General features: G+C 63.7%; 24 protein-coding genes. 18 read left to right on the forward strand and 6 right to left on the reverse strand.

Translation table 11 applies throughout. From position 1 onward, the window contains the following. Positions 1 to 72: 72 nt before the first annotated feature. Positions 73 to 2,805 (reverse strand): preprotein translocase subunit SecA, encoded by a 2,733-nt coding sequence (secA, locus tag CIT25_RS18590; protein WP_095486007.1) that lies wholly within the window; start codon positions 2,803 to 2,805, stop codon positions 73 to 75. A gap of 252 nt (positions 2,806 to 3,057) precedes the next feature. Here secA and CIT25_RS18595 point away from each other — a divergent pair, with 252 nt between their 5' ends. After that, the gene (locus CIT25_RS18595; protein WP_095486008.1) at positions 3,058 to 3,975 is read left to right on the forward strand and encodes a peptidylprolyl isomerase; all 918 of its coding nucleotides are present in this window, start codon (positions 3,058 to 3,060) and stop codon (positions 3,973 to 3,975) included. Positions 3,976 to 4,230: 255 nt separating this feature from the next. On the opposite strand, the gene CIT25_RS18600 is transcribed toward CIT25_RS18595, so the two are convergent. Together CIT25_RS18600 and CIT25_RS18605 are read right to left on the reverse strand one after the other, a co-directional pair. Continuing rightward, complete coding sequence (locus CIT25_RS18600; RefSeq protein WP_245329898.1) at positions 4,231 to 5,208, reverse strand: glycosyltransferase; 978 nt, start codon at positions 5,206 to 5,208, stop codon at positions 4,231 to 4,233. Between the two features lie 16 nt (positions 5,209 to 5,224). Next, complete coding sequence (locus tag CIT25_RS18605; RefSeq protein WP_095486010.1) at positions 5,225 to 5,821, reverse strand: TetR/AcrR family transcriptional regulator; 597 nt, start codon at positions 5,819 to 5,821, stop codon at positions 5,225 to 5,227. A 114-nt stretch (positions 5,822 to 5,935) separates the two neighbouring features. Between CIT25_RS18605 and CIT25_RS18610 the strand changes: the two genes are divergently transcribed. From CIT25_RS18610 to CIT25_RS18635, 6 genes are all read left to right on the forward strand, one after another. After that, the gene (locus CIT25_RS18610) at positions 5,936 to 6,172 is read left to right on the forward strand and encodes a putative antibiotic biosynthesis monooxygenase (protein WP_095486011.1); all 237 of its coding nucleotides are present in this window, start codon (positions 5,936 to 5,938) and stop codon (positions 6,170 to 6,172) included. A gap of 118 nt (positions 6,173 to 6,290) precedes the next feature. Further along, entirely contained in the window at positions 6,291 to 7,532 is a 1,242-nt protein-coding gene (gene argJ / locus CIT25_RS18615) for a bifunctional glutamate N-acetyltransferase/amino-acid acetyltransferase ArgJ (protein ID WP_095486012.1), read from the forward strand. Continuing rightward, positions 7,532 to 8,311 (forward strand): GNAT family N-acetyltransferase, encoded by a 780-nt coding sequence (locus tag CIT25_RS18620; RefSeq protein ID WP_206072960.1) that lies wholly within the window; start codon positions 7,532 to 7,534, stop codon positions 8,309 to 8,311. The genes argJ and CIT25_RS18620 overlap by 1 nt, the downstream gene beginning before the upstream one ends. Further along, positions 8,308 to 8,730, forward strand: coding sequence for a (deoxy)nucleoside triphosphate pyrophosphohydrolase (locus CIT25_RS18625; RefSeq protein ID WP_095486013.1), 423 nt, complete (start codon positions 8,308 to 8,310; stop codon positions 8,728 to 8,730). Before CIT25_RS18620 ends, CIT25_RS18625 begins: the two co-directional genes overlap by 4 nt. 118 nt (positions 8,731 to 8,848) lie before the next feature. Further along, positions 8,849 to 9,178, forward strand: coding sequence for a hypothetical protein (locus CIT25_RS18630; protein WP_095486035.1), 330 nt, complete (start codon positions 8,849 to 8,851; stop codon positions 9,176 to 9,178). 97 nt (positions 9,179 to 9,275) lie between these two features. Continuing rightward, entirely contained in the window at positions 9,276 to 9,455 is a 180-nt protein-coding gene (locus tag CIT25_RS18635; protein ID WP_095486014.1) for a Flp family type IVb pilin, read from the forward strand. Positions 9,456 to 9,487: 32 nt separating this feature from the next. Here the strand turns inward: CIT25_RS18635 and CIT25_RS18640 are convergent, their stop codons facing one another. Next, a complete protein-coding gene (locus CIT25_RS18640) occupies positions 9,488 to 10,360 on the reverse strand; it encodes a methyltransferase domain-containing protein (protein ID WP_095486015.1) in 873 nt (290 codons plus the stop codon). A 53-nt stretch (positions 10,361 to 10,413) separates the two neighbouring features. On the opposite strand from CIT25_RS18640, the gene CIT25_RS18645 reads away from it, so the two are divergent. The 4 genes from CIT25_RS18645 to CIT25_RS18660 are packed head-to-tail and all read left to right on the forward strand — an operon-like array spanning position 10,414 to position 12,798. Then, on the forward strand, positions 10,414 to 11,199 hold the full coding sequence (locus CIT25_RS18645) for a ComF family protein (RefSeq protein WP_095486016.1): 786 nt from the start codon (positions 10,414 to 10,416) through the stop codon (positions 11,197 to 11,199). Between the two features lie 30 nt (positions 11,200 to 11,229). Next, positions 11,230 to 11,499, forward strand: coding sequence for a glutaredoxin 3 (gene grxC, locus CIT25_RS18650; RefSeq protein ID WP_095486017.1), 270 nt, complete (start codon positions 11,230 to 11,232; stop codon positions 11,497 to 11,499). Between the two features lie 10 nt (positions 11,500 to 11,509). Then, positions 11,510 to 12,376: a carbon-nitrogen hydrolase family protein gene (locus CIT25_RS18655; protein WP_095486036.1), complete on the forward strand. Its 867-nt coding sequence runs from the start codon at positions 11,510 to 11,512 to the stop codon at positions 12,374 to 12,376. Next, complete coding sequence (locus tag CIT25_RS18660) at positions 12,373 to 12,798, forward strand: DUF1178 family protein (RefSeq protein ID WP_095486018.1); 426 nt, start codon at positions 12,373 to 12,375, stop codon at positions 12,796 to 12,798. Before CIT25_RS18655 ends, CIT25_RS18660 begins: the two co-directional genes overlap by 4 nt. A 4-nt stretch (positions 12,799 to 12,802) precedes the next feature. Here the strand turns inward: CIT25_RS18660 and CIT25_RS18665 are convergent, their stop codons facing one another. Continuing rightward, the gene (locus CIT25_RS18665) at positions 12,803 to 13,288 is read right to left on the reverse strand and encodes a MarR family winged helix-turn-helix transcriptional regulator (RefSeq protein WP_095486019.1); all 486 of its coding nucleotides are present in this window, start codon (positions 13,286 to 13,288) and stop codon (positions 12,803 to 12,805) included. 101 nt (positions 13,289 to 13,389) lie between these two features. On the opposite strand from CIT25_RS18665, the gene CIT25_RS18670 reads away from it, so the two are divergent. Further along, positions 13,390 to 14,319 (forward strand): DMT family transporter, encoded by a 930-nt coding sequence (locus CIT25_RS18670; protein ID WP_095486020.1) that lies wholly within the window; start codon positions 13,390 to 13,392, stop codon positions 14,317 to 14,319. Positions 14,320 to 14,346: 27 nt separating this feature from the next. Here the strand turns inward: CIT25_RS18670 and ubiG are convergent, their stop codons facing one another. Beyond that, a complete protein-coding gene (gene ubiG / locus CIT25_RS18675) occupies positions 14,347 to 15,096 on the reverse strand; it encodes a bifunctional 2-polyprenyl-6-hydroxyphenol methylase/3-demethylubiquinol 3-O-methyltransferase UbiG (RefSeq protein WP_095486021.1) in 750 nt (249 codons plus the stop codon). Positions 15,097 to 15,431: 335 nt separating this feature from the next. Here ubiG and CIT25_RS18680 point away from each other — a divergent pair, with 335 nt between their 5' ends. The 6 genes from CIT25_RS18680 to clpB all read left to right on the forward strand — a co-directional run bounded on the left by CIT25_RS18680 (position 15,432) and on the right by clpB (position 25,190). Then, entirely contained in the window at positions 15,432 to 16,685 is a 1,254-nt protein-coding gene (locus CIT25_RS18680; protein WP_095486022.1) for an aspartate kinase, read from the forward strand. Positions 16,686 to 16,867: 182 nt separating this feature from the next. Then, the gene (gene ptsP / locus CIT25_RS18685) at positions 16,868 to 19,138 is read left to right on the forward strand and encodes a phosphoenolpyruvate--protein phosphotransferase (protein ID WP_095486023.1); all 2,271 of its coding nucleotides are present in this window, start codon (positions 16,868 to 16,870) and stop codon (positions 19,136 to 19,138) included. Positions 19,139 to 19,146: 8 nt separating this feature from the next. Next, the gene (gene prfA / locus CIT25_RS18690; protein WP_095486024.1) at positions 19,147 to 20,226 is read left to right on the forward strand and encodes a peptide chain release factor 1; all 1,080 of its coding nucleotides are present in this window, start codon (positions 19,147 to 19,149) and stop codon (positions 20,224 to 20,226) included. Further along, positions 20,219 to 21,097, forward strand: a complete 879-nt coding sequence (prmC, locus tag CIT25_RS18695) for a peptide chain release factor N(5)-glutamine methyltransferase (protein ID WP_095486025.1) — start codon at positions 20,219 to 20,221, stop codon at positions 21,095 to 21,097. Before prfA ends, prmC begins: the two co-directional genes overlap by 8 nt. Before the next feature lie 301 nt (positions 21,098 to 21,398). Further along, positions 21,399 to 22,361, forward strand: coding sequence for a DUF4167 domain-containing protein (locus tag CIT25_RS18700; RefSeq protein WP_095486026.1), 963 nt, complete (start codon positions 21,399 to 21,401; stop codon positions 22,359 to 22,361). A gap of 222 nt (positions 22,362 to 22,583) precedes the next feature. Further along, positions 22,584 to 25,190: an ATP-dependent chaperone ClpB gene (gene clpB / locus CIT25_RS18705; RefSeq protein WP_095486027.1), complete on the forward strand. Its 2,607-nt coding sequence runs from the start codon at positions 22,584 to 22,586 to the stop codon at positions 25,188 to 25,190. The last annotated feature ends 5 nt before the right edge of the window (positions 25,191 to 25,195 follow it).

Raw genomic sequence — 25,195 nt, forward strand, 5'->3', positions numbered from 1 at the left:
GACGCCAGCGCTGCCCCTCATCCGCCCTTTGGGCACCTTCTCCCCGTGAACGGGGAGAAGGAAAGCTGCGCCTTACGCGAACGCCCCGTGGCAATGCTTGTACTTTTTCCCCGAACCACACGGGCAGGCCTCGTTGCGGCCGACCTTGCCCCAGGTGGCGGGGTTGTTCGGGTCGCGGTTTTCGGGGGCGACGATGGCGTGGGTCTCCTGGCGAACCAGAAGCCCGGTCTCGCCGCCGTTAAAATCGTCCTCGCCGGTGGTGCCGTCGATATGGCTGCCGAACATGTCGGGCGCCTCGGGCGGTGGCGCTTCGGCGGCCTGGCGGACCAGCTCGACGCGCATCAGCTGTGCGGTGACGGCCTGGCGCAGATTGCCCAGCATTGCCTGGAACAGCTCGAACGCCTCACCCTTGTATTCCTGCAGCGGGTCGCGCTGGGCATAGCCGCGGAAGCCGACCACCGAGCGCAGATGGTCGAGGTTGACGATGTGCTCGCGCCACAGATGGTCGAGCGTCTGCAGCACCACGGAGCGCTCGACATAGGTCATCACGTCGGGGCCGAAACGCTCGGCGCGCTCCTTGGCGGCATTCTCGGCGGCCTGGGCAATGCGTTCGCGGATGTCGTCCTCGGCAATGCCCTCTTCCTTGACCCAGTCCTCGATCGGCAAATCGAGATTGAGGAATTCGGCGACCTCGGCCTTGAGGCCGGCGACGTTCCACTGCTCGGCATAGGCGTTTTCGGGAATAGCCTTGGCGACGATCTCGTCGATGACGCCCTCGCGCATCTCGGCGATGGTCTCGGACAGGCCTTCACCGTCCATCAGCTCGAGGCGCTGCTCGAACACCACCTTGCGCTGGTCGTTGGAGACGTCATCGTACTTCAGCAGGTTCTTGCGGATGTCGAAGTTGCGCGCCTCGACCTTCTTCTGCGCCTTTTCCAGCGCCTTGTTGATCCAGGGGTGGATGATCGCCTCGTCTTCCTTGAGGCCGAGCTTCTGCAGCATGCCGTCCATGCGCTCGGAGCCGAAGATGCGCATCAGATCGTCCTGCAGCGACAGGAAGAACTTCGACCGCCCGGGATCGCCCTGGCGGCCGGAGCGGCCGCGCAACTGGTTGTCGATGCGGCGCGATTCATGGCGTTCGGTGGCGAGCACGTAGAGGCCGCCGGCGGCCAGCGCCTTTTCCTTCAGCCGCTGCACGTCGTCGCGGATTTCCTTTTCCTTGGCTTCGCGCTCGGGACCGGCTGGCATGTCGCCAAGCTCCTCGGCGATGCGCATGTCGGCATTGCCGCCAAGCTGGATGTCGGTGCCGCGGCCGGCCATGTTGGTGGCAATGGTGATGACGCCGGGTTTGCCGGCCTGGGCGACGATCGCCGCTTCGCGCTCGTGGTGGCGGGCGTTCAGCACCTCGAAATCTTTGAAGCCTTCCTTGCGCAGGCGCTCGGCCAGTTGCTCGGATTTTTCGATGGAGGTCGTGCCGACCAGCGTTGGCTGGCCCTTGGCGCTCGCCTCCCTGATCTCCTTGACGATCGCCTTGTACTTCTCCTCGACCGTCCGGTAGACCTCGTCGTCCTCGTCAATGCGGACGACCGGCAGGTTGGTCGGGATCTCGGTGACTTCGAGGCCGTAGATGTTGCCGAACTCCTCGGCCTCGGTCAGCGCCGTGCCGGTCATGCCGGCGAGCTTCTTGTAGAGGCGGAAATAGTTCTGGAAGGTGACGGAGGCGAGCGTCTGGTTCTCCGGCTGGATCGCCACGTGCTCCTTGGCTTCGAGCGCCTGGTGCAGGCCTTCCGAATAGCGGCGGCCCGGCATCATGCGGCCGGTGAATTCGTCGATGATGACGATCTCGCCGTTGCGCACGATATAGTCCTTGTCCCTCTGGAACAGCTGGTGCGCCTTCAGCGCGTTGTTGACGTGATGGACGATGGCGACGTTCTCGACGTCGTAGAGCGACTCGCCCTTGAGCAGGCCGGCGTCGCGCAGAAGGTTTTCCAGCTTCTCGGTGCCCTCCTCGGTGAAGATCGAGGTCTTCTGCTTCTCGTCGATCTCATAGTCGGCCGGCTCGAGCTTCAGCATGAAAGCGTCGATGGTGTTGTACATTTCCGAGCGGTCCTCGAGCGGACCGGAAATGATCAGCGGCGTGCGCGCCTCGTCGACCAGGATCGAATCGACCTCGTCGACGATCGCGTAGCTGTGGCCGCGCTGGACCATCTGAGCGCGCTCGAATTTCATGTTGTCGCGCAGATAGTCGAAGCCGAGCTCGTTGTTGGTGGCGTAAGTGACGTCGGCGGCGTAGGCGGCGCTGCGTTCCTCGTCGGACAAGCCATGGACGATGACGCCGACGGTCAGGCCGAGGAATTTATAGACGCGGCCCATCCATTCGGAGTCGCGCGTGGCCAGATAGTCGTTGACGGTGACGACATGGACGCCTTTGCCGGCGAGCGCGTTGAGATAGACGGGCAGCGTGGCGACCAGCGTCTTGCCCTCGCCGGTGCGCATCTCGGCGATGCCGCCATTGTGCAGCACCATGCCGCCGATCAGCTGCACGTCGAACGGGCGCATGCCGAGCACGCGACGCGCTGCCTCGCGCACGGTGGCGAAGGCCGGCACCAGCAGATCATCGAGGGAGGCGCCGTTGGCGACGTCCTGGCGGAATTTTTCCGTGCGGGCCGTCAGCTCGGCGTCGGAGAGCGCCCGCATCTCGTTTTCCATGGCGTTGATCGCCTCGACGCGCGGCCGGGTCGATTTGACCCGACGATCGTTGGAGGAGCCGAAAACCTTACGGGCGAGACCGCCAAAACTGACCATTCAATGGCCCTTTCGATAGCATTCCAAGTCGTTGCGACGGGTGCCGGCCGGCCCCATCAAATCCACGTGAAACGCGGACAAACGCAAGTAGCGCCCGGAAAACGGTTCTGGACGCAAAGTCGTTGGACAGATAAGAGGGGGCTCAATCGATGTCAACGCCGCGCTCGCCCTGTCGACCGCGCCAAATTCCGCCACAATCTGGCTGGTCTTGAAGCCATCCCGCTCTAGCTATCCCCCATTGGAGTTAATCGTATGTCCTTATTGTTCCGCCGCGCGTCGCTCGCCAGCCTCGGCCTGGCATTCGGGCTGTCGGCCCTGTCGCTGTCGCCGCTGATGGCGCAGGACACCGCCCCCGCCCAACCGGCCGCCCCCGCCCAGCCGGCCGCGCCGGTCGATCCGAACGCCGTGGTCGCCACGATCAACGGCCAGACGCTGACCGAGGCAGACCTTGCGCTTGCCGAAGGCGAGCTGTCGCAGCAGTTCGCGCAGATGCCGCCCGAACAGCGCCGCGCGGCCGCGCTGTCGGCGGCGATCGAAATCAAGGTCATGGCAACCCAAGCGGTCACCACCGGCCTCGACAAGGATCCCGACTTCCAGCGCCGCATGGCGTTCCTGCAGCAGCGCGCCCTGCATGGCGAAATGGTCGAGAAGGATGTCGTCGACAAGGTCACGGATGCCGAGGTTCGCGCCCGCTACGACCAGGAAATCGCCAACACACCGCCGACCAACGAAGTGCATGCCCGTCACATCCTCGTGAAGACGAAGGAAGAGGCTGATGCGATCATCAAGCAGCTCGACGGCGGCGCCGATTTTCAGAAGCTCGCCAACGAGCACACCAGCGATCCGAGCGGCAAGACCAGCGGCGGCGATCTCGGCTGGTTCGGACCCGGCCAGATGGTGCCGGAATTCGACAAGGCGGCCTCCGCGCTGGCGGTCGGCAAATACACCGAGCAGCCGGTGCAAACGCAGTTCGGCTGGCACGTCATCAAGGTCGAGGACAAGCGGACCAAGCAGCCGCCGGCTTTCGACGCTGTCAAGGATCAGGCCCGTCAGGCGGTCATCCGCGACAAGTATATCGCGCTGGTCAAGACGCTGCGCGCCGACGCCAAAGTCGAGATTCCGGACGAAAAGCTGAAGAAGACGGTCGACGCGCTGGAAAACACCAAGTAGTCCAACGTGAGGCTAGGGTAAGCAGGGCCGTCGGTTTAGGGTTGAGTTGCCCGCCACCTTATGGGGCGTTGGCGTCAGGTCTTCCCTTCTCCCCTTGTGGGAGAAGGTGGCCGAGCGAAGCTCGGTCGGATGAGGGGTGTTCCAGCTTGGCACCAACAGCGCTCCGTCCAACACCCCTCAACCGTCTTGGCGCTGCGCGCCAATCCACCTTCTCCCACAAGGGGAGAAGGAAAGGAGCGCGGCGCCGAGATCGCTTTACCTATAGTGCGTCGACGCCTTGAATGCCGCCGGATCGCCGGCGGCGAGTGCGCCGGCGAATTCCGGGATCCGCACCAGAAGCATCATTGCCCAGAACAGCGGCCAGTCCGTCCATCGGCAGAACTCATTGCCCACGGCTTGCGCGGTCTGGCGGTTTTCCTTGAACGATGTCGCCACGGCGCGAACGGCCAGGCCGAGCCTTGAAAAGCGACGCTTCCTGCGCAGCAGCATCCGCGCGAACTGGTAGCCCTTGTTGCGCCGGACATCCCAGATGAACCCTAGTCCCTCATAGGCGTGGATCGAGACGGCTTGAGCGGCAAGCTCCATCGCCACGCCATCCCTCAGCATAGCGTGCTGGCGCAGATGCGAGCTGATGAAGGGTCCATGGTCGGCCTCGAAACGATATTGCTCAAGCACCGACCGTCGATAAAGCGCGCCATTGTTGCTGGCATGAATGATCTGGCCAAGTCTGTTGCGGCGCTCGATGAAGCCGCGGTCGAGCAGCGACATCACCCTTTTCATCATGCTCTCTTCGCCGTAGCTGGTCCGTCCTGAAACCGCGTCGAGCTTCGGGTTTTTCTCGACGGTCTCGTTCAACGCCGCCAACCATCCCGGACCGGGCAGGCAATCGGCCTCGACCACCGCAACGAGGTCATGGCGGCAATATGACAGCGCAGCGTCCTTCAGTTGCGAGGATTCGTCGCTGTCATGCGTGGCCACGATCACCGACGGGCAGAGATATGCCTTGCCGGCAAGCTCGGCCTCGATTGCGGAGGCATGTTCATTTTTTGAGGTAGGCCCGCTTTCTGAAGCAGGGCCGCTGGGCAGCATGATGACAATCTCGGCCGGCACGCCGCGCGTGTCCTGCGCGTAGGCGCGCAGCGAGCGCCGCAATTCCGCGTCGCCGTCGGCCGTCAGATAGTCTGACACGATGATCAGGCTGACGGGCAGCACTGGAGATGTTCTTTCAAGCAAGCCGCCGATCCCCCTGTCAACGCTTGTGAGCGATGCCTTGTATCACATAGCGGACCGCTTTGCGTATGGTCGTTTCGTCTTCGTCGAGGCGATTGGTCAAAAGATGCGTCCAGGCAAAGGAGGCGACCAGGTCGGCGACGAGCATGGGATCGACGTCGGCCGCCACTTCGCCTCTTGCCTTGGCGCGTTCGATCATCCGGCCGGTATGCGCGTGACGTCCTTTCGTGTATTCGACTAGGACGGCGGCAACAGTCGCATCCGACTGCGCCTCGGCGATCAGCGACCTGAAGACGCTGCCTGACGATGTTTCACGCCAGTGTGACAACAGGTTCTTCAGGAAGCCGACAAGATCATCCTCGAGGTTTCCCGTATCGGGATTCTCGACGCGCTTGAGCCGCTGATAGACGTCGAAGAGCAAAGCGGCCTTGCTCGGCCACCAGCGATAGATCGTGGGCTTTCCAGCACGCGCCCGCCGCGCCACCGCTTCGATCGAGAAGCCGGAATAACCGGCCTCGACCAGCACCGCCTCGGCGGCGTCGAGAATGGCGTCGGCGCTGTCGGGGTTACGCCGCGCGCCAATTGACTTGCGAGCCTGATCTGCGTCGTCACCCATCTGCCATTTCCCTTGCCGGCAAGTTTCCCCTCAGCATTCATATACGACCGCTTGACGAAACGAAACGGTTCGTTTTATATAACGGAACGTTTCGTAACGATAAGGAAGAGAGCAATGACCTCGACTGCTGCCGCCAGCCGCTTCTCGCGCCCTCGCTTTGCACTGCTGGTGCTTGCCGGCGTCTATCCGCTGATCACAGCCATCCTCTATGCGGTGTTCCCGCTGACCGAAGAGTGGGAAATCTGGCAGCGTACGCTGGTCATCGCCCCGTTGACGGTCTCGATCATGATCTGGGGGCTCATTCCGGGCGTGCAGAAGACGTTCCGAGGGTTCCTCAATCCTGCCCAATAAAGCAGACGAGCCGCCGGCAGTTTAGCGCCGCCCGCAACGGTCGGGAAAACGCCCTTGCGCCGGCGGCCGCTATCGGGCAAACCGGCGTTCCCTTGCGTTTTTCCCGCCCGAGGTCTTCATGTCAGCCACGATTTCGCCGCTCGCGCCGAAGAAATATCCCAAAATGCCTGATATCGAGGGCGCCCGCATCGCCACAGCCGAGGCCGGGATAAAGTACAAGAACCGTACCGACCTGCTGACCATGGTTTTCGATGCCGGCACCACGGTCGCCGGCGTGTTCACCAAGTCGAAATGCCCGTCGGCGCCGGTCGATTTCTGCCGGCAGAATCTTGGGCAGGGCAAGGCGCGCGTCCTAGTCGTCAATTCCGGCAACGCCAATGCCTTCACCGGCAAGAAGGGCCGAGCCTCCACGGCAATGACCGGCGAGGCTGCAGCCAAGGCAGCAAGCTGCGCGCCGGACGAGGTGTTTCTGGCCTCGACCGGCGTCATCGGCGAGCCGCTGGATGCCGGCAAGTTCAGCCATTTGCTCGCCGGACTGGTCAAGGACGGCAGATCGGATCTGTGGACCGAAGCCGCCAAGGCGATCATGACCACCGACACCTATCCGAAACTGGCGACCGCGACGGTGAAGCTCGGCGACGCCGACGTCACCATCAACGGCATCGCCAAGGGCGCCGGAATGATCGCGCCCGACATGGCGACGATGCTCTCCTTCATCGCCACCGACGCGCCGATCGCAGCGCCCGTGCTGCAGGATCTTTTGGCGCGCGGCACCGCCAAGACCTTCAATGCGGTCACGGTCGACAGCGACACCTCGACCAGCGACACGCTGCTGATGTTCGCCACCGGCACGGCCGCCAGGCGCGGCGCGCCTGATATCACGGATGCAGGGGATGCACGCCTCGGCGCCTTCCGCCGCGCGCTCGGCAAGGTGCTGAAATCGCTGGCGCTGCAAGTGGTGCGCGACGGCGAGGGCGCCCGCAAGCAGGTCGAGGTCACCGTCACCGGCGCAAAATCGGCCCGCTCTGCCAAGCGCATCGCGCTGTCGATCGCCAATTCGCCGCTGGTCAAGACGGCAGTCGCCGGCGAGGACGCCAATTGGGGCCGCGTCGTCATGGCCGTTGGCAAGGCCGGCGAACCGGCCGACCGCGACCTTCTGTCGATCTGGTTCGGCGATATCAGGCTGGCGCATCAGGGCGAGCGCGATGCCGCCTACTCCGAGGAGGCGACATCGGCCTATATGAAGCGCGACGAGATCCGCATCCATGCCGATATCGGCATCGGCCGCGGCAAGGCGACGGTGTGGACTTGCGATCTCACCAAGGAGTATGTCGCCATCAACGGCGATTATCGGAGCTGATGGCGTTGGTTTCCAGACATCCGGCAAGCGTGCTTGCCATCGTGCGGCGCTACGAGGCGGCCGGCTTTCGCGCCTGGCCGGCGGCGGCCGTCCATTATGACGGCACCTGGGTGGTGCGGCTGACGGCGGGCCACCCGGCCAAGCGGCTGAATTCGGTCAACCCGCTCGATCCGGGCGACATCCAGCACATTGCCGAGCGCATCGGCCGCGCCAGCCGCCGTTTCGACGCCTATGGCCGGCCGCTGACCTTTCGCATATCGCCGCTCTCGGGGCCGGTTCTTTCCAAACATCTCGACAGCGAAGGCTGGAGCACATTCGACGAATCGCTGGTCATGCGGCTGCCGCTCGCGGACGCCCAGCTCGATGCCGCCATGGACCAGATTCCGCTGAAGGACATCAGCCGCTTCATCGGGGCGTCGCTCAAGGTGAGCGGCTCGGATGTGTCGCTGCGGCCGGGCCTGTCGGAGATCATCGGCGCCATCCAGCCGGAAGCCGGGCTGTTCGCGCTCGAAGAGGGCACCGAGCCGCTGGCGACGCTGATCTGCGTCCATGATGGCGATCTTGCCGGACTGTTCGAAATCGCCACCGACAAATCGGTGCGCAACAAGGGCCATGGCCGCCACCTCATCCTCTCGGCGCTGAAATGGGCACGGCTGCGCGGCGCCCGGGAAGCCTGGCTGCAGGTCGAGGCCGACAATGCGCCGGCGCTGGCGCTCTATCGTTCGCTCGGCTTCGATGAAGTCTATCGTTACCACTACCGCCGGCCGCCCGGCGCATGACCGGCGCGAATCCTGCCGGCAAGCGCCTGCTCCTGGTCGCAGCCTGCGCGCTGGTCGATGCCGACGGCCGCGTGCTTCTGGCGCAGCGGCCCGAAGGCAAGCAACTCGCCGGCCTGTGGGAGTTTCCGGGCGGCAAGGTCGAGCCCGGCGAGACGCCGGAAGAATGCCTCATCCGGGAGTTGTACGAGGAGATCGGCATCGAAACCGATATTCCCTGCCTGGCGCCATTCACCTTCGCCAGCCACTCCTACGATGATTTTCACCTGCTGATGCCGCTGTTCGTCTGCCGTCGCTTCCGCGGCATCGCGCAGCCGAAGGAGGGGCAGGTGCTGAAATGGGTGCGGCCGCGCCAGATGCGCGATTTTCCGATGCCGCCGGCCGACGCGCCGCTGATCCAGTTCCTCATCGATCTTCTGTGATTGTGCCGTCACTGCCCGATTTAGGCAGCGTTAATGGAAGATTTATCTTGCCGTGAAAAATTGACGGCATGGAAATCGAGGGAAGGCCATGTTCAGGCCTTCGCCGGAGAGCGACTGCATGAGCCTCGACAGGGACTGGGATTCGATCCGGCCCGACCGCAGTGAAAGCGCTGTCCATGTCGGCATGGGCATATTGCGGATCACGCTGCTGTTCGGCTCGGCCGCGGTGGCGCTGGCCTTGATCGCGACGCCATTCCTCGACAGCCGGACGCGATTGCAGTCCACCCGCGACGATTTTGCCGGCGGCCTCGACAGGATGAGCACGGGCTCGATTGGAAGCACGGGCTCGATCGCCCATACCTACACACTGCGCAGGAGCGTGCTGCAGCCGTTGCCCAGTTCGGTCTGCGTGATACGCGACAATGGCAAGCGCAGCGGCGACTGCTGACATCCTTTAAAGCGTCGTTTCATCGCCTGTTAAGCCTGTGCCATTAACCTTTCTTAACAGGTCGGCACTAGGGTTCCGGCAGGCGGGATCGACGGCCATGAAAACATTGTTGCAACGGTTTTTGGAAGACGAGACCGGCGCGACGGTCATAGAATACGGCGTCATCGTGACCGTGCTGTCGCTCGCCATCGTTGCCGGGGCCGGTCAGGTGTTCGATGCCCTCAAATGGCTGTTCAGCGACAACAACAGCAGGCTTGTGAACGCTTTCGCGCAGTGATCACGACCGGGCACCCGCATCCGAAGATCCGGTCAGTGCCCTTCGGGATTTTCCAGTATGGTCTTCAGCGAGATTTTCGCCGAGCCGGGCTTCAGCGGCTTTTGCTGCGAGGCGTCGGGCGCCCAGCCTGACATCCAGACGATCGGGAAACTCGCCCTGACGCGGCCATCGGCATCCGAAAATCGCTCGGCATAGATTTCGGCGGCGCGGGCAAACAGCCTTCGCGTCCCAGGTCGCCTGCTACGGTCGATGAGCGCGCTGGTCTCGCCCATCGCCCGCAGGTCCGCCATAACGCCGAACAGGGAATCGTAGCGCACCGTCACCGTCTCGACGTCGGCGACGGGCAAAGCCAGGCCGGCGCGTTGCAGAAGCGCCCCGGCGTCGCGCACGTCGGTGAACGGGATGACGCGCGGGCTGGCGCCGCCATAAAGCTCGGTCTCGGCGGCGAGCAGGCTTTCGCGCAGCTCGGAAAGCGTGCCGGCGCCGGCAAAAGCGCCGAGGAAAAGACCGTCCGGCTTCAGCGCGCGGCGGATCTGCACCAGCATGCCGGGAATGTCGTTCATTGCCTGAAGGGACAAAAGAGACACGGCGAGGTCGAGGCTTTCCGGCTCGAACGGCACGGTCTCCAGCGGCGCCACCAATCCCGCGGCATTGTCCAGGAACGCCGCATCCGCCTCCACGCGCGCGATGTCCGTCACTTTGCCGCTTGTCGCGAGCACGTCGACGGCCGCCGGCGTCTGGCAAAACAGCACGGCCGCTCTGTCAAATTTACGCTCCACGGCGCCCAGCCGGTCGGCAAGCTCTTCGGCTGCCCGCCACATCAGGAAATCCGCACCCGCAGCCGGACGGGCAAGGGCCCGGCGCTTGTGCGTCAGCCAGAGAGAGGTGTCGACTATGGGCTGCAACGGCTGGTTCCTGGTTTCCGCTCTCTGATATAGGGTGGCGGAGAACCAATCACGTGGCCGATCCAATGCCAGATATCAAGAGTATCGCCCGAAAGGCATTGGACTGGCCGGCGCGCATCCTGTTTCCGCCGGTTTGCGCCGGCTGCCGCCGGCATGTCTCGCAGCCCGGCGTGCTGTGCGGCGCCTGCTGGCCGAAGCTCAGGCTCCTGGAACGGCCTTGGTGCCCGGTGATGGGCACACCGTTCATCCATCACATGGGCGAGGGGTTCCTGTCGGCCGAGGCGATCGCCGACCCGCCGCCCTTCGAGCGCGCGCGGGCCGCGGTCGCTTACTCCGGTGTCGCCCGCCAGATGGTGCAAGGGTTGAAATACCAGGATCGCACCGATCTGGCGCCGTGGATGGCGCGCTGGATGCTGCGCGCCGGCGCCGAACTGATCGCGGAAGCCGATGTGGTCGTGCCGGTGCCGCTGCACTGGCGGCGCTTTTTCAGGCGTCAGTTCAACCAGTCGGCGGAGCTGGCAAGGGCGGTATCGCAGCTTGGCAGCCTGCCTTTCGCGCCCTCAGCGGTCAGGCGCGTCAAGCTTACTCGTCAGCAGGTCGGGCTGGAGCGGCGGGAACGCGAGGAGAATGTGCGTGCCGCATTTCGCGTGCCCGAGGAGGCCGAGATCGAGATTGCCGGCCGCCGGGTGCTCTTGATCGACGATGTCTATACCACCGGCGCCACTGTCCGCGCGGTTGCCAAGGCGCTGAAGAAGGGCGGTGCCGGGACCGTCGACGTGCTGACCTTTGCGCGCGTGCTGCCGGGGGACTTTCGGGCCGACGAGTCCGCGACTATATAAGATTTTGAGACAAGGCAGGATTGCTGACCGATGGTCGACGTGACGATCTATACACGGGTGATGTGCGGCTATTGCGCGGCGGCCAAGCGGCTGCTCGAGCGCAAGGGCGTCGCCTACACCGAGCACGACGCCTCCTTCTCGCCGGAACTGCGCCAGGAAATGATCTCCCGCGCGAACGGCCGCTCGACCTTTCCGCAGATATTCATCGGCGATACGCATGTCGGCGGCTCCGACGATCTCCACGAACTGGAGGCGGAGGGTCGGCTGGACCGTCTGCTCGCCAATGGCTCGACGATTTAAGGACATGACGATGGGTGCTTTCAAGGCGGCGGCGATCCAGATGCGTTCGGGCACCAGCCCCGAGCACAACGCGGTCGATCTCGAGCGGCTGGTGCGCGAGGCGGCAAGCCAGGGCGCGACCTATATCCAGTCACCGGAAATGACCGGTGCCCTGGTCCGCGACAAACAGGCGCGGGCCGCCTCTTTCACGTCCGAGGACAAGGACATTATCGTCTCGACGTCGCGCAAGCTGGCGAAAGAGCTTGGCGTCTACTTGCATATAGGCTCGACCGCCATCCTGCGCGCCGACGGCAAGCTCGCCAATCGCGCGCTTCTGTTCGGGCCGGATGGCGCGACATTAGCCACCTACGACAAGATCCACATGTTCGACGTCGATCTCGACAATGGCGAGAGCTGGCGCGAATCCGCCGCCTACGAGCCGGGCACCGAGGCCATCGTTACCGAGGTCGATGGCGCGAGGCTGGGTTTCGCCGTCTGCTACGATCTGCGCTTTCCGCAGCTCTTCCGCGCCGAGGCACTGGCCGGCGCCGACCTGCTTTCGGTGCCCGCCGCCTTCACCCGCCAGACCGGCGAAGCGCACTGGCATGTGCTGCTCAGGGCACGCGCCATCGAGAACGGCGCCTATGTCGTCGCCGCGGCGCAAGGCGGACTGCACGAGGACGGCCGCGAGACCTATGGCCATTCGCTGATCGTCGATCCCTGGGGCCGTATCGTCGCCGAGGCGGCGCATGACGAGCCCGCCGTGATCGTCGCCGAGATCGACCCAGCGCAGTCGGTCGCCGCGCGCAAGAAGATCCCGAACCTGAAAAATGCGCGGGATTTTGCCGTCAACGGCGGATCGGCCGAGGCGCTGCCGCTTAGGGGTGCAGCATCTTGATCCGCTTTTCCCTGATCTGCGAACACGAGCACGAATTCGAGGGTTGGTTTCGCAGTAATGACGATTTCGACACCCAGAAGAAACGTGGCTTCGTCGATTGTCCGAGTTGCGGCTCGCACAAGGTCGAGAAGGCGTTGATGGCGCCGGCCGTCTCCACCGGGCGCAAACAGGAAAAAATCGCGCTCGCCATGGGCGAGGCCCAGAAGCAGGCGCTGGCGCAACTGAAAGCCATGGCCGAGAAGGTGCGCGAGAACGCCGATTATGTCGGCGACAAGTTTGCCGAGGAAGCGCGCAAGATCCATTTCGGCGAGAGCGATCCGCGCGGCATCTATGGCGAGGCGACGCTGGAGGAGGCGAAGAGCCTGATAGAGGACGGCGTCGAATTCATGCCGATTCCGAGTTTTCCCGACGAGCGGAACTGACAGGTTATCTCACGCTCGCTATCAACTTCTCAAGCAGGCGAGCAAGCATCTCCTGCTCCTGGCGCGTCAAACCGGAAAGTATCTCGTGCTCGTTGGCGACGTGGGCGGCGACCGCCTCATCGATCAATGTCAGGCCCTTGTCGGTCAGCTGGACGACAATTCCGCGCCGATCGTTGGGATGCGGCCCGCGCATGATCAATCCTAACTTTTCGAGCCGATCGAGCCGGTTGGTCATGGCGCCCGACGTCACCATCGTCGCTTCATAGAGAGCAGTTGGCGTCAGCGCATAAGGGGGCCCGGAACGGCGCAGCGTCGCCAGCACATCGAATTCCCCGGTCTGCAAACCGAAACGGGCAAACAGCGGAGCGAGGCGTTCTCGTGCTATCAGCGACGAGGCCTCGTTCAATCGTCCAAGCACGGCCATCGGCGAAACATCCAAATCCGGCCGTTCCCTTTTCCACTGCTCGATGGCGTTCGCTGCGCGATCCATCTATCTCACCATTAAATATCTTGACGTTAAGAATCTTTGTATTATCTTATCTGAAGATGCAGTGCCGGCCAAGAGCCGCAAATAGGCGAAAGGGCTACGAAATGAAATTTCTCTGGGATTCGGCGCTCGGCCTATTGATCGTCACCGGCGGGCTGCTCGGCCTGACGCTGCCGTTCGGCAAGATCGCGACGGCAGCTGGCGTTTCCGCCATGGTCTGGGCCCTCGTCATATCGCTCGGCGCCGGCGGCGTGCTTCTGTGCGCCTTGCTGCTGCGCGGGCAGCGCATCCGGCTTACCCCGCACAGACTGCGCTACTTCTTCGTCACCGCGGCAGTGTCCTACGCCTTCCCCAATCTCTTGATGTTCTCGGCCATTCCGCATCTCGGTGCCGGCTATACCGGCATCATGTTCACGCTGTCGCCGGTGATCACGCTGGTGTTTTCGATCCTGCTCGGCGTTCGCCGTCCCAACCTGCTTGGTGTTGTCGGCATTGCCGTCGGCTTCGTCGGTGCTGTCATGGTGGCGATGACGCGCGGCGAGGCCGGACAGCCGGCCGAATTTTTCTGGGTAGCGATAGGGCTGCTCATCCCGGTCAGCCTTGCCGCCGGCAACATCTACCGCACCGTCGACTGGCCCGAAGGGACCGGACCGATCGAGCTTGCCGTCGGCAGCCATCTGGCAGCGGCTGCGCTGCTTTTGGGCGGTATCCTCATGCAGCAAGGCGGGGGGTCGCTCGCCCTGCTCGGCGGCGTGCCGCTGGTGGTCGTCGGGCAGATCGCGTCGGCCGCGGCGATGTTCGCCTTCTTCTTCCGCCTGCAGGCGGTCGGCGGCCCGGTCTATCTTAGCCAGATCGGCTATGTCGCGGCTGCGGTCGGGTTGTTTGCCGGGACGATCGTTTTGGGCGAGCACTATCAATTGCTGACCTGGGCGGGTGCTGTCATCATCACCGCCGGCGTCTTCATCACCACCAAAGCGCAAAGCCAGATCACCACAAAGGCGCAGAACCAGACGGGTGAAAAGGTGGCGGCGTGAGAAGGTTCAGGCATTTCGTGACAAAGTTCAGGCGGGTGCCTTCTCCGCCAGCACCATGTAGTTGACGTCCATGTCTTTCGACCGCTGCCAGCGGTCGGCGAGCGGATTGTAGGCGACGCCGGTGCGGTCGATGATGCTCAGACCAGCGCCGGCAAGCGCCTTTTCCAGCTCGTCTGGCCGCACCAGCTTACCGAACTGGTGGGTGCCGCGCGGCAACCAGCGCAGCACATATTCGGCGCCGATGATGGCCAGGCCCAGCGCCTTCAGCGTGCGGTTGATGGTAGCGACGAACATGATACCGCCGGGCTTGACCATCTCGCCGCATTTGGCGACGAACAGGTCGATGTCGGCGACGTGCTCGACCACTTCCATATTGAGGATGACGTCGAATTTCTCGCCGGCGTCGGCCAGATCCTCCGCCGTCGTGGCACGGTAATCCACCGTCACCCCGACCTCCGCCGCATGCAGCTTGGCCACTTCGATGTTGGTGGCGGATGCATCGGCGCCGACCACCTCGGCGCCAAGCCGCGCCATCGGCTCGCACAACAGCCCGCCGCCGCAGCCGATGTCGAGGAAGCGCAGGCCCTCGAACGGCCGCGCCGCACGCGGGTCGCGGCCGAAGCGCGTCGCCACCTGGTCGCGTATATAGGCAAGCCGGATCGGATTGAACTTGTGCAGCGGACGGAACTTGCCGTTCGGATTCCACCATTCGGCGGCAAGGGCGGAAAAGCGCTCCACTTCTCCGGCATCGATCGTCGACCGTCGGGGTTCTGGCATGGCGTGTCTCCCGCAGACTCAAAAGTTCAGAGCGCGATCGGGTGCAAAACCGGATACGACTTTTGCTGATCGCGCTCTGGTGCGCTAGGAAGTCGGTCGCGAGGCAGCGAATGTCAAGGCAGCAATTTCGCCTGTCGACAGGCCAGTGCTCATGATGCCAGGCGGCACTGACTGCGATCTGCGCCTCGTCACCCAACCGGCAACTGGCGGCATGCCTTGCGAAACCCTAAGCATTTGGCTAAGGAGGCCGCGAATTCAGCGACCGGCCCGGCCGGACGCTCCCTTTCCGCTTTTCGGCCGTCGGCCCGGCATCCAGTCAAAGGCATTTCGCTTCCATGGCGCGCATCGTGATGAAATTCGGCGGAACCTCCGTCGCCGACATCGCCCGCATCCGCAATGTGGCGCGCCACGTCAAACGCGAGGTCGATGCCGGCCATGAGGTCGCGGTGGTCGTCTCGGCGATGGCCGGCAAGACCAACGAGCTCGTGCAATGGACGCGCGAAGCCTCGCCCATGCACGATGCACGCGAATATGACGCTGTCGTTGCCTCCGGCGAGCAGGTGACTGCCGGCCTGTTGGCGATCGCGCTGCAGAACATGGGCGTCCATGCCCGTTCCTGGCAAGGCTGGCAGATCCCGATCAAGACCGACAATGCGCATGGCGCGGCGCGCATTCTCGATATCGACGGCGCGTTCCTGATCAAGCGCTTCGGCGAGGGCCAGGTGGCGGTGGTCGCGGGTTTCCAGGGCATCGGGCCGGACAACCGCATCGCGACGCTCGGCCGTGGCGGCTCCGACACCAGTGCCGTCGCCATCGCGGCGGCGGTCAAGGCTGACCGCTGCGACATCTATACCGATGTCGACGGGGTCTACACCACCGATCCGCGCATCGAGCCGAAGGCGCGGCGGCTGGCCAAGATTTCCTTCGAGGAAATGCTTGAAATGGCCTCGCTCGGCGCCAAGGTCCTGCAGGTGCGCTCGGTCGAGCTTGCCATGGTGCACAGGGTGCGTACTTTCGTGCGGTCGTCCTTCGACGATCCCGACGCGCCCGGAATGGGGGATTTGCTCAATCCGCCCGGAACGCTTATTTGCGACGAGGAAGAGATCGTGGAACAGCAGGTCGTCACCGGAATTGCCTACGCGAAGGACGAAGCGCAGATTTCGCTGCGCCGTGTCGGCGACCGGCCGGGCGTCGCCGCCGGCATTTTCGGGCCGCTGGCCGAAGCCAACATCAATGTCGACATGATCGTCCAGAACATTTCCGAGGACGGCAAGTTCACCGACATGACCTTCACCGTGCCGTCCGGCGATGTCGACAAGGCGCTTGCCGTGCTCGAGCGGCTGAAGGCCACGATCGGCTACGACGTCGTGCAGTCGGAAGCCGGCATGTCGAAGGTCTCGGTCATCGGCATCGGCATGCGTAGCCATGCGGGCGTTGCGGCCACCGCCTTCAAGGCGCTGGCCGACAAGGCGATCAACATCCGCGCGATCACGACCTCCGAGATCAAGATTTCGATCCTGATCGACGGTCCCTACACCGAACTTGCGGTTCGTACTTTGCATTCCGTCTACGGTCTGGATAAGCAGTAGCAGACTGCATCGGCCCGAAAATCGGAGTCGATTCTCGGAAAGCACGATGCAGCAGATCGAAAGTCTTAGAGCGTCCTTTGTGCGTCCAATTGGATGCATGGCGCTCTAATTGAGTTGTTGCGTGAGCGCCGGCCGCGGGAGAAACTGCGGCGGGCAGAATGTCCATTGGAGAACAAGCCGCGATGCGTGATACGGCCAGCGGCCCGCGCGTTTTGCTGAAACGGCTCCGCGAGCTCATGCAGGAGCCGCTGGAGCCGCAGGAGCGGCTCGACCGTATCGTGCGCGACATCGCCTCCAACATGGTCGCCGAAGTGTGCTCGCTTTATGTGCTACGCGCCGATTCGGTGCTCGAACTCTATGCCACCGAGGGCTTGAACCCGAAAGCCGTCCATTTGGCGCAGCTCAGGCTGGGGGAAGGCCTCGTCGGCACGATCGCGGCCTCAGCACGGCCGCTCAATCTCTCCAACGCGCAGGAACATCCCGCCTTCGCCTATCTGCCGGAGACAGGGGAAGAGATCTATAATTCCTTCCTTGGTGTGCCGGTGCTCAGGGCAGGGCGCACGCTCGGTGTGCTGGTCGTCCAGAACAAGACCATGCGCCACTATCGCGACGACGAGGTCGAGGCGCTGGAAACGACGGCGATGGTGATCGCCGAGATGATTGCCACCGGCGACCTTGCCCGGCTGACCCGGCCCGGGCTCGAACTCGACCTGCGCCGCCCGGTGAGCTTTACCGGCCTGTCCTTCAACGAGGGCGTCGGGCTTGGTCATGTCGTGCTGCACGAGCCGCGCATCGTCGTCACCAATCTGTTCAACGAGGACAGCGAAGAGGAGATCAAGCGGCTCGATGCTTCCCTCGGTTCGCTCAGGCTCTCCATCGACGACATGCTGGAACGCCGCGAAGTCGCCTTCGAGGGCGAGCATCGCCAGGTGCTCGAAGCTTATCGCATGTTCGCCAACGACAGCGGCTGGGTGCGCCGGCTGGAAGAGGCGATCCGCAACGGCCTGACGGCAGAAGCGGCGGTGGAAAAAGTGCAGAGCGACATGCGTGCCCGCATGCTGCACATGACCGATCCGTATCTGCGCGAGCGGATGAGCGATTTCGACGATCTGGCCAACCGGTTGCTGCGCCAGTTGATGGGGCGCGGGCCGGACGATGTCGCGGCCTCGCTGCCGAAGGACGCTATCATCGTAGCCCGCTCGATGGGCGCCGCCGAACTGCTCGATTATCCCAGAGACAAGCTGCGCGGCGTGGTGCTGGAGGACGGCGCGGCGACCAGCCATGTCGTCATCGTGGCGCGGGCTATGGGCATACCGGTCGCCGGCCAGATGAAGGGCGCCGTTTCCATGGCGGAAAACGGCGACGCCATCATTGTCGACGGCGAAGAAGGCGCGATCCATCTGCGCCCTCAGCCCGACCTCGAAGCCGCCTATGCCGAAAAGGTCCGCTTCCGGGCGCGGCGGCAGGAGGTCTACCGCGAACTGCGCAAGAAGCCGTCGGTGACCAAGGATGGCGTCCAGGTCGACCTTTTGATGAATGCGGGCCTGGCCGTCGATCTGCCGCAGCTTGCCGAGGCGGGCGCCGCCGGCATCGGCCTGTTCCGCACCGAGCTGCAATTCATGGTCGCTTCGACCTTTCCGCGTGCGGAAGCCCAGGAACGGCTCTATCGAGATGTGCTCGACGCGGCGCGGGGCAAGCCGGTGACCTTCCGCACCATCGATATCGGCGGCGACAAGGTGCTGCCCTACTTCAAGGACACGATCCAGGAAGAGAATCCGGCGCTCGGCTGGCGCGCCATCCGCTTGACGCTCGACCGGCCGGGCCTGTTGCGCACCCAGATCCGCGCGCTTCTGAAGGCCTGCGGCGGGCGTGAACTGAAGCTGATGCTGCCAATGGTGACGGAACTCGGCGAGATCGCGCAGGCGCGCGAAATCGTCGACCGCGAGGTGCGGCATCTGTCGCGTTTTGCCCATCATTTGCCGACCAGCCTGAAGCTCGGAGCCATGCTGGAAGTGCCTTCGCTGCTGTTCCAGCTCGACGAGCTGATGAAGGCCGTCGATTTCGTCTCGGTCGGCTCGAACGATCTGTTCCAGTTCGTCATGGCGGTCGATCGCGGCAACACGCAGCTCTCCGACCGTTTCGACACGCTGTCGACGCCATTCCTGCGCGTTCTGAAACAGGTCGCCGACGCCGGGGTGCGCAATAATACCCCGGTGACCTTGTGCGGCGAGCTGGCCGGCAAGCCGATCTCGGCGATGGCGCTGATCGGCCTTGGCTACCGTTCGATCTCGATGTCGCCGGCTTCGATCGGTCCGGTCAAGGCGATGCTGACGGAACTGCCACTGGCCGAGCTGCAAGCGTTTTTCGACGACAATCTCATGGCGCCGTCCCAGAAGTTGCCGATGCGGGCGCTGCTGCAAGCCTTTGCCGACGACCGCTCTATACCGCTATAGCATTCGCCATGATCAACCTGCCCCGCGACCGTATGGATCAAGTCGTCAAGCGTTTCGACGTGCTCGAAGCGCAGATGTCGGCCGGGCCGGCGGCGGACGCCTATGTCAAGATGGCGTCGGAATATGCCGACATCCAGGAGATGGTGGCAAAGATCAGGGCGCTGCGCACCGCCGAGCACGAACAGGCCGATCTGGAGGCGATGCTCGCCGACAAAAGCACAGATGCCGAAATGCGGGCATTGGCCGAGGCCGATCTGCCCGAGGTCAGGCAACGCATCGAAGCGTTGCAGAAGGACATCCAGATCCTGCTTCTGCCCAAGGATGCCGCCGACGACAAGAACGCCATCCTCGAAATCCGCGCGGGCACCGGCGGCGATGAGGCGGCTCTCTTTGCCGGCGACCTGTTTCGCATGTACGAACGCTACGCTGCGGCACGCGGCTGGCGTTTCGAGACGGCGTCGGCAAGCGAGGGCGAGGTCGGCGGCTACAAGGAAATCATCGCCACCATTTCAGGCAAGGGGGTCTTTGCCCATCTGAAATTCGAGTCCGGCGTGCATCGCGTGCAGCGCGTGCCGGCGACCGAGGCCGGCGGGCGCATCCACACCTCGGCGGCGACGGTTGCCGTGCTGCCCGAAGCGGAAGAGGTCGACATCGACATCAGGGCCGAAGACATCCGCATCGACACGATGCGCGCCTCGGGTTCGGGCGGCCAGCACGTCAATACCACCGATTCGGCGGTGCGCATCACCCATCTGCCGACCGGCATCATGGTGGTGCAGGCGGAGAAGTCGCAGCACCAGAACCGAGCGAAAGCCATGCAGATCCTGCGCGCCAGGCTTTACGACCTTGAGCGCGGCAAGGCTGACGAGGAGCGCTCCGAATCGCGCAAATCGCAGGTCGGTTCGGGCGATCGCTCGGAGCGCATCCGCACCTATAATTTCCCGCAAGGCCGCGTCACCGACCATCGCATCAATCTGACGCTCTACAAGCTCGACCGCGTTATGATGGGCGAACTCGACGAGATCATCGACGCGCTGATGGCCGATCACCAGTCGAAGCTGCTCGCCGATATCGGCCTCGATGGCTGACAATCTGCCTGGTACACTCGGGCCACTGCTGAAAGCGGCGCGGGCCCGCCTTGCCGCGGCCGCAGTCGCCGATCCGGCGCTGGATGCCAGGCTGATCGTCGAACATCTTTCCGGCACCACCCGCACACAAGCCATCGCCGATCCCGAATGCAGGGTCGATGCCGGCGCGATTGCCGCGATCGATGCAGCCTTGAGACGGCGCATCGCCGGCGAGCCGGTGCATCGCATCCTCGGCCATCGCGAATTCTACGGCTTGCGCCTGTCGCTGTCAGCGGAAACGCTGGAGCCGCGACCAGATACCGAAACGCTGGTCGAAGCGATGCTGCCCTTCGTGAAGACCACAGCCGCACGGCAAGGCGAATGCCGCATCCTCGATCTCGGCACCGGCACCGGCGCCATCGCGCTGGCGCTGCTCAGCGCCGTTCCGGCGGCGGTCGCTATTGGGGTCGACATTTCGCAAGACGCGCTGGCGACCGCCATGCGCAATGCCGAGGAATTGGGGTTGGCCGGCCGGTTTCAGGTGCTCAAATCCGACTGGTTCGAAAAAGTTTTTGGCCGATACCATGTAATTGCCGCCAACCCTCCCTATATAGCGTCCATAGACATCGAAAATCTGCAGGACGAAGTCCGCGATTTTGATCCACGCCGAGCCCTTGATGGCGGCGTGGACGGTCTTAGTCCCTACAGGATCATTGCCGCCGAGGCGGCAGGTTTTTTGGAAGCCGAAGGCAGGATTGCGGTCGAGATCGGCCACACGCAACGCAAAGAGGTCACTGACATATTCTCCGCAGCCGGCTATGCGCCGGCGGGGGTATTCTGGGATCTTGGCGGAAACGACAGGGTTCTGATCTTTGAACTGACAAAGCCGTGATGCAGTGCGAAAAAACGCTTGGCAATGCCGGGGAATGCGGCTAGGGTCGCCTTAACCGGATGAGACGAAGCAGGCAGTGCTCTTAGCGATTCGGTTTCCTTGGAAATAGCTGCCTTCTTGCGCAAACGACGCCCAAGCTTCGTGCGGGAATCGTCCGATAAGTGATGTAACCGGAACAGGATGACACGTGGCGCCAACGCAATCGATGCGGGCGAACGCCGGTGAAGAGACGAAACGGCTGGCTGCATGAGCGCCTCCGTTCGTGAAGAGTTTTCGAAAATTTCAAAATGAAGAGAGTCGAATGAGGCCACAACAGCAGAACAGGCGCATGCGCGGTCGCAACAACAGCGGCGGCGGCGGTAACAACAATAATAACAACAACCGCAAGGGCCCAAATCCCCTGACGCGCAACTACGAGAGCAACGGTCCGGACGTGAAGATCCGCGGATCGGCTCAGCAAATCGCCGAAAAATACGCAACCCTTGCCCGTGACGCGCAAAGCTCCGGCGACCGGGTGATGGCGGAAAACTATCTCCAGCACGCCGAGCACTACAATCGCATCATCGCTGCCGCACAGGCGCAGATACCGATCCAGAGCGCTCAGCAGAATCGCGACGATTTTGACGATGACGGCGACGAAGATCGCGACGAGTTCGACAATGCCGGCAACAGCAACGTCGGTGAGACGGCGGCTCCGGTGGTCAACCATGGTGCCGGCCCGCAGCCGGTCATCGACGGCACGCCAGCCGAGTTGGCGTTCAACCAGGAAAACGGCCGTGACAATCGCGACAACGGTGGGCGCGACAACGGTGGGCGCGACAACGGTGGACGCGACAACAGTGGCGGCCGCCATCGTGACCGCCGCCCCAATGGCGGCTACGGCCAGAACGGCCAGCGCGGCGAATATGGTGCGCGCGGCGAGCAGGGCGGACAGCGCAGCGACCAGAACCGGCGCAACGAGACGCCGGTACAGAATGAAACGCCCGTGCAGGCGCAAGCTGTGTCTCCGGTTGAGCCTGTTTCTGTGGCCGAACCCGCGCCGCAGTTCGAAAACTTTTCGCCGGCGGCTCTCGCTGCCCAGGCCGAGATGAACGAAGCAGCCACTGAAAGCGGCGCTGCCCGCCGCCCCAGGCGTCCGCGCCGTCCGCGCGTCAATGCTAACCAGGTGGATGGCGGCAACGACAATGCTGGCGCCGATAATGGGAATGCAGCGCCGGCGGAAGACGCCGGTGGCGAGCCCGCCATCGTCGACGTCAACAACTGATCGAGCAAGGCTTTCAGACATTCTTGGACGGCGGAGAGAAATCTCCGCCGTTTTTGTTTGTGCGCCCGTGGAATATTATGCGTTCGCCATTACCGGACGTCTTGAGGGGCCGTGGCTTGCGCACCATATCTCGCGTGAACAGGACCCGGCTCGAACGGGCGGGTCCGTCACCGCAATCTGATCCGGTGCCGCAAAGCGGGCCGGTGACGGAAGGAGACAGATATGAATCTTGAAAAATACTCCGAGCGCGTGCGCGGCTTCATCCAGTCTGCGCAAACAATGGCGCTCTCGCGCAACCACCAGCAGTTCACCCCCGAACATATATTGAAAGTGCTCGTCGACGACGACGAGGGCTTGGCCGCGTCGTTGATCGAGCGCGCCGGCGGCAGCGTTCGCGACGCCAAGCTTGGCGTCGAGACAGCACTTGAGGCAATGCCCAAGGTGGAAGGCGGCAACGGCCAGCTTTATCTGGCGCAGCCGCTGGCCAAAGTGTTCTCGACCGCCGAGGAACTGGCCAAGAAGGCCGGCGACAGTTTCGTCACGGTTGAGCGGCTGCTGACGGCGCTGGCGGTCGAGAAATCCGCCAAGACCGCCGATATCCTGACCAAAGCCGGCGTGACCCCACAGGCACTGAACCAGGTGATCAACGAGGTCCGCAAGGGCCGCACCGCCGACTCGGCGAGCGCCGAGCAGGGATATGATGCGCTGAAGAAGTACGCGCGCGACCTCACCGCCGACGGCCGCGCCGGCAAGCTTGACCCCGTCATCGGCCGCGACGACGAGATCCGCCGCACCATCCAGGTGCTGTCGCGCCGCACCAAGAACAATCCGGTGCTGATCGGTGAACCCGGCGTCGGCAAGACGGCGATCGCCGAAGGGCTGGCGTTGCGCATCGTCAATGGCGACGTGCCGGAATCGCTCAAGGACAAGCAGTTGATGGCGCTCGACATGGGGTCGTTGATCGCCGGTGCAAAATATCGCGGCGAATTCGAGGAGCGGCTGAAGGCGGTGCTTTCGGAAGTCACCGCTGCCGCTGGCGGCATCATCCTGTTTATCGATGAGATGCACACGCTGGTCGGCGCCGGCAAGGCGGATGGCGCCATGGATGCGTCGAACCTGTTGAAGCCGGCGCTGGCACGCGGCGAACTGCATTGCGTCGGCGCGACGACGCTCGATGAGTACCGCAAGCATGTCGAGAAGGACGCAGCCCTTGCCCGCCGCTTCCAGCCGGTCTTCGTCAATGAGCCGACTGTTGAAGACACCGTCTCCATCCTGCGCGGCCTGAAGGAAAAATACGAGCAGCACCACAAGGTGCGCATCTCGGATTCGGCGCTGGTCGCGGCAGCGTCGCTGTCCAACCGCTATATCGCCGACCGATTTCTGCCGGACAAGGCGATCGACCTTGTCGACGAGGCCGCGTCGCGGCTGCGGATGCAGGTCGATTCGAAGCCCGAAGCGCTGGACGAGATCGACCGCCGTATCATGCAGCTCAAGATCGAGCGTGAGGCGCTGAAAGTCGAGAAGGACGACGCGTCGAAGGACCGGCTCGCCCGCCTCGAAAAGGATCTTTCCGCTCTGGAGGAGGAATCGACCGAACTGACCTCGAAGTGGCAGGCCGAGAAGCAGAAGCTCGGGCTCGCCGCCGACCTGAAGAAACAGCTCGACGAGGCACGCAACGAGCTCGCCATTGCCCAGCGCAAGGGTGAATTCCAGCGCGCCGGCGAGCTGGCCTATGGCAAGATCCCGGAACTCGAGAAGAAGCTGACGCAGGCCGAGGCGCAAGACGGCAAGGTCGGCATGGTCGAGGAAGTGGTCACTCCCGATCATGTCGCCCATATCGTGTCGCGCTGGACCGGCATTCCGGTCGACAAGATGCTGCAGGGCGAGCGCGACAAGCTGTTGCGCATGGAAGATGAGATCGGCAAGCGAGTCGTCGGCCAGGGCGAAGCGGTGCAGGCCGTGTCGAAAGCCGTGCGCCGTGCCCGCGCCGGCCTGCAGGACCCGAACCGGCCGATCGGCTCGTTCATGTTTCTCGGACCGACGGGCGTCGGCAAGACCGAGCTGACCAAGGCGCTCGCCAGCTTCCTGTTCGACGACGAGAGCGCGATGGTGCGTATCGACATGTCGGAATTCATGGAGAAGCACTCGGTCGCCCGGCTGATCGGCGCGCCTCCCGGCTATGTCGGCTACGAGGAAGGCGGCGCGCTGACCGAAGCGGTGCGGCGCCGGCCCTACCAGGTCGTGCTGTTCGACGAGATCGAGAAGGCGCATCCCGACGTGTTCAACGTGCTGCTGCAGGTGCTCGATGACGGCCGGCTGACCGACGGGCAGGGCCGCACGGTCGATTTCCGCAACACGCTGATCATCATGACATCGAACCTCGGCGCCGAATATCTGGTCAATCTCGGCGAGAACCAGGACGTCGATGTCGTGCGCGACGAGGTGATGAGCGTCGTCAGGGCGTCGTTCCGGCCGGAGTTCCTCAACCGCGTCGACGAGGTGATCCTGTTCCACCGGCTGCGCCGGCAGGATATGGGCCGCATCGTCGAGATCCAGCTCAAGCGGCTGGAAAACCTACTCGTCGATCGCAAGATCACGCTTTCGCTGGACCAGGATGCGGTCGATTGGCTGGCGGCCAAGGGCTACGACCCGGCCTATGGCGCGCGGCCGCTGAAGCGGGTGATGCAGAAGGAGTTGCAGGACCCGCTGGCGGAAAAGATCCTGCTCGGCGACATCCTCGACGGCTCGACCGTCAAGGTCACCGCCGGTTCCGACCGGTTGAATTTCCGGTCGAAGCCGACGGTCGTGGCGACCGAGGCGGCGGCCTGACTTCG

The sequence above is a fragment of the Mesorhizobium mediterraneum genome (assembly GCF_002284565.1).
In the GTDB taxonomy this organism is placed as follows: Bacteria; Pseudomonadota; Alphaproteobacteria; order Rhizobiales; family Rhizobiaceae; genus Mesorhizobium; species Mesorhizobium mediterraneum.

What these genes read in the sequence shown, in the direction of transcription:
- CIT25_RS18620 (WP_206072960.1), top strand. Translation starts at nt 7,532, where the DNA reads ATGGCGTTGGTTTCCAGACATCCGGCAAGCGTGCTTGCCATCGTGCGG.
- CIT25_RS18625 (WP_095486013.1), top strand. Translation starts at nt 8,308, where the DNA reads ATGACCGGCGCGAATCCTGCCGGCAAGCGCCTGCTCCTGGTCGCAGCC.
- argJ (WP_095486012.1), top strand. Translation starts at nt 6,291, where the DNA reads ATGTCAGCCACGATTTCGCCGCTCGCGCCGAAGAAATATCCCAAAATG.
- CIT25_RS18635 (WP_095486014.1), top strand. Translation starts at nt 9,276, where the DNA reads ATGAAAACATTGTTGCAACGGTTTTTGGAAGACGAGACCGGCGCGACG.
- CIT25_RS18680 (WP_095486022.1), top strand. Translation starts at nt 15,432, where the DNA reads ATGGCGCGCATCGTGATGAAATTCGGCGGAACCTCCGTCGCCGACATC.
- secA (WP_095486007.1), bottom strand. Translation starts at nt 2,805, where the DNA reads ATGGTCAGTTTTGGCGGTCTCGCCCGTAAGGTTTTCGGCTCCTCCAAC.
- CIT25_RS18665 (WP_095486019.1), bottom strand. Translation starts at nt 13,288, where the DNA reads ATGGATCGCGCAGCGAACGCCATCGAGCAGTGGAAAAGGGAACGGCCG.
- CIT25_RS18670 (WP_095486020.1), top strand. Translation starts at nt 13,390, where the DNA reads ATGAAATTTCTCTGGGATTCGGCGCTCGGCCTATTGATCGTCACCGGC.
- CIT25_RS18595 (WP_095486008.1), top strand. Translation starts at nt 3,058, where the DNA reads ATGTCCTTATTGTTCCGCCGCGCGTCGCTCGCCAGCCTCGGCCTGGCA.
- CIT25_RS18655 (WP_095486036.1), top strand. Translation starts at nt 11,510, where the DNA reads ATGGGTGCTTTCAAGGCGGCGGCGATCCAGATGCGTTCGGGCACCAGC.
- prfA (WP_095486024.1), top strand. Translation starts at nt 19,147, where the DNA reads ATGATCAACCTGCCCCGCGACCGTATGGATCAAGTCGTCAAGCGTTTC.
- prmC (WP_095486025.1), top strand. Translation starts at nt 20,219, where the DNA reads ATGGCTGACAATCTGCCTGGTACACTCGGGCCACTGCTGAAAGCGGCG.
- ptsP (WP_095486023.1), top strand. Translation starts at nt 16,868, where the DNA reads ATGCGTGATACGGCCAGCGGCCCGCGCGTTTTGCTGAAACGGCTCCGC.
- clpB (WP_095486027.1), top strand. Translation starts at nt 22,584, where the DNA reads ATGAATCTTGAAAAATACTCCGAGCGCGTGCGCGGCTTCATCCAGTCT.
- grxC (WP_095486017.1), top strand. Translation starts at nt 11,230, where the DNA reads ATGGTCGACGTGACGATCTATACACGGGTGATGTGCGGCTATTGCGCG.
- ubiG (WP_095486021.1), bottom strand. Translation starts at nt 15,096, where the DNA reads ATGCCAGAACCCCGACGGTCGACGATCGATGCCGGAGAAGTGGAGCGC.
- CIT25_RS18700 (WP_095486026.1), top strand. Translation starts at nt 21,399, where the DNA reads ATGAGGCCACAACAGCAGAACAGGCGCATGCGCGGTCGCAACAACAGC.
- CIT25_RS18630 (WP_095486035.1), top strand. Translation starts at nt 8,849, where the DNA reads ATGAGCCTCGACAGGGACTGGGATTCGATCCGGCCCGACCGCAGTGAA.
- CIT25_RS18605 (WP_095486010.1), bottom strand. Translation starts at nt 5,821, where the DNA reads ATGGGTGACGACGCAGATCAGGCTCGCAAGTCAATTGGCGCGCGGCGT.
- CIT25_RS18610 (WP_095486011.1), top strand. Translation starts at nt 5,936, where the DNA reads ATGACCTCGACTGCTGCCGCCAGCCGCTTCTCGCGCCCTCGCTTTGCA.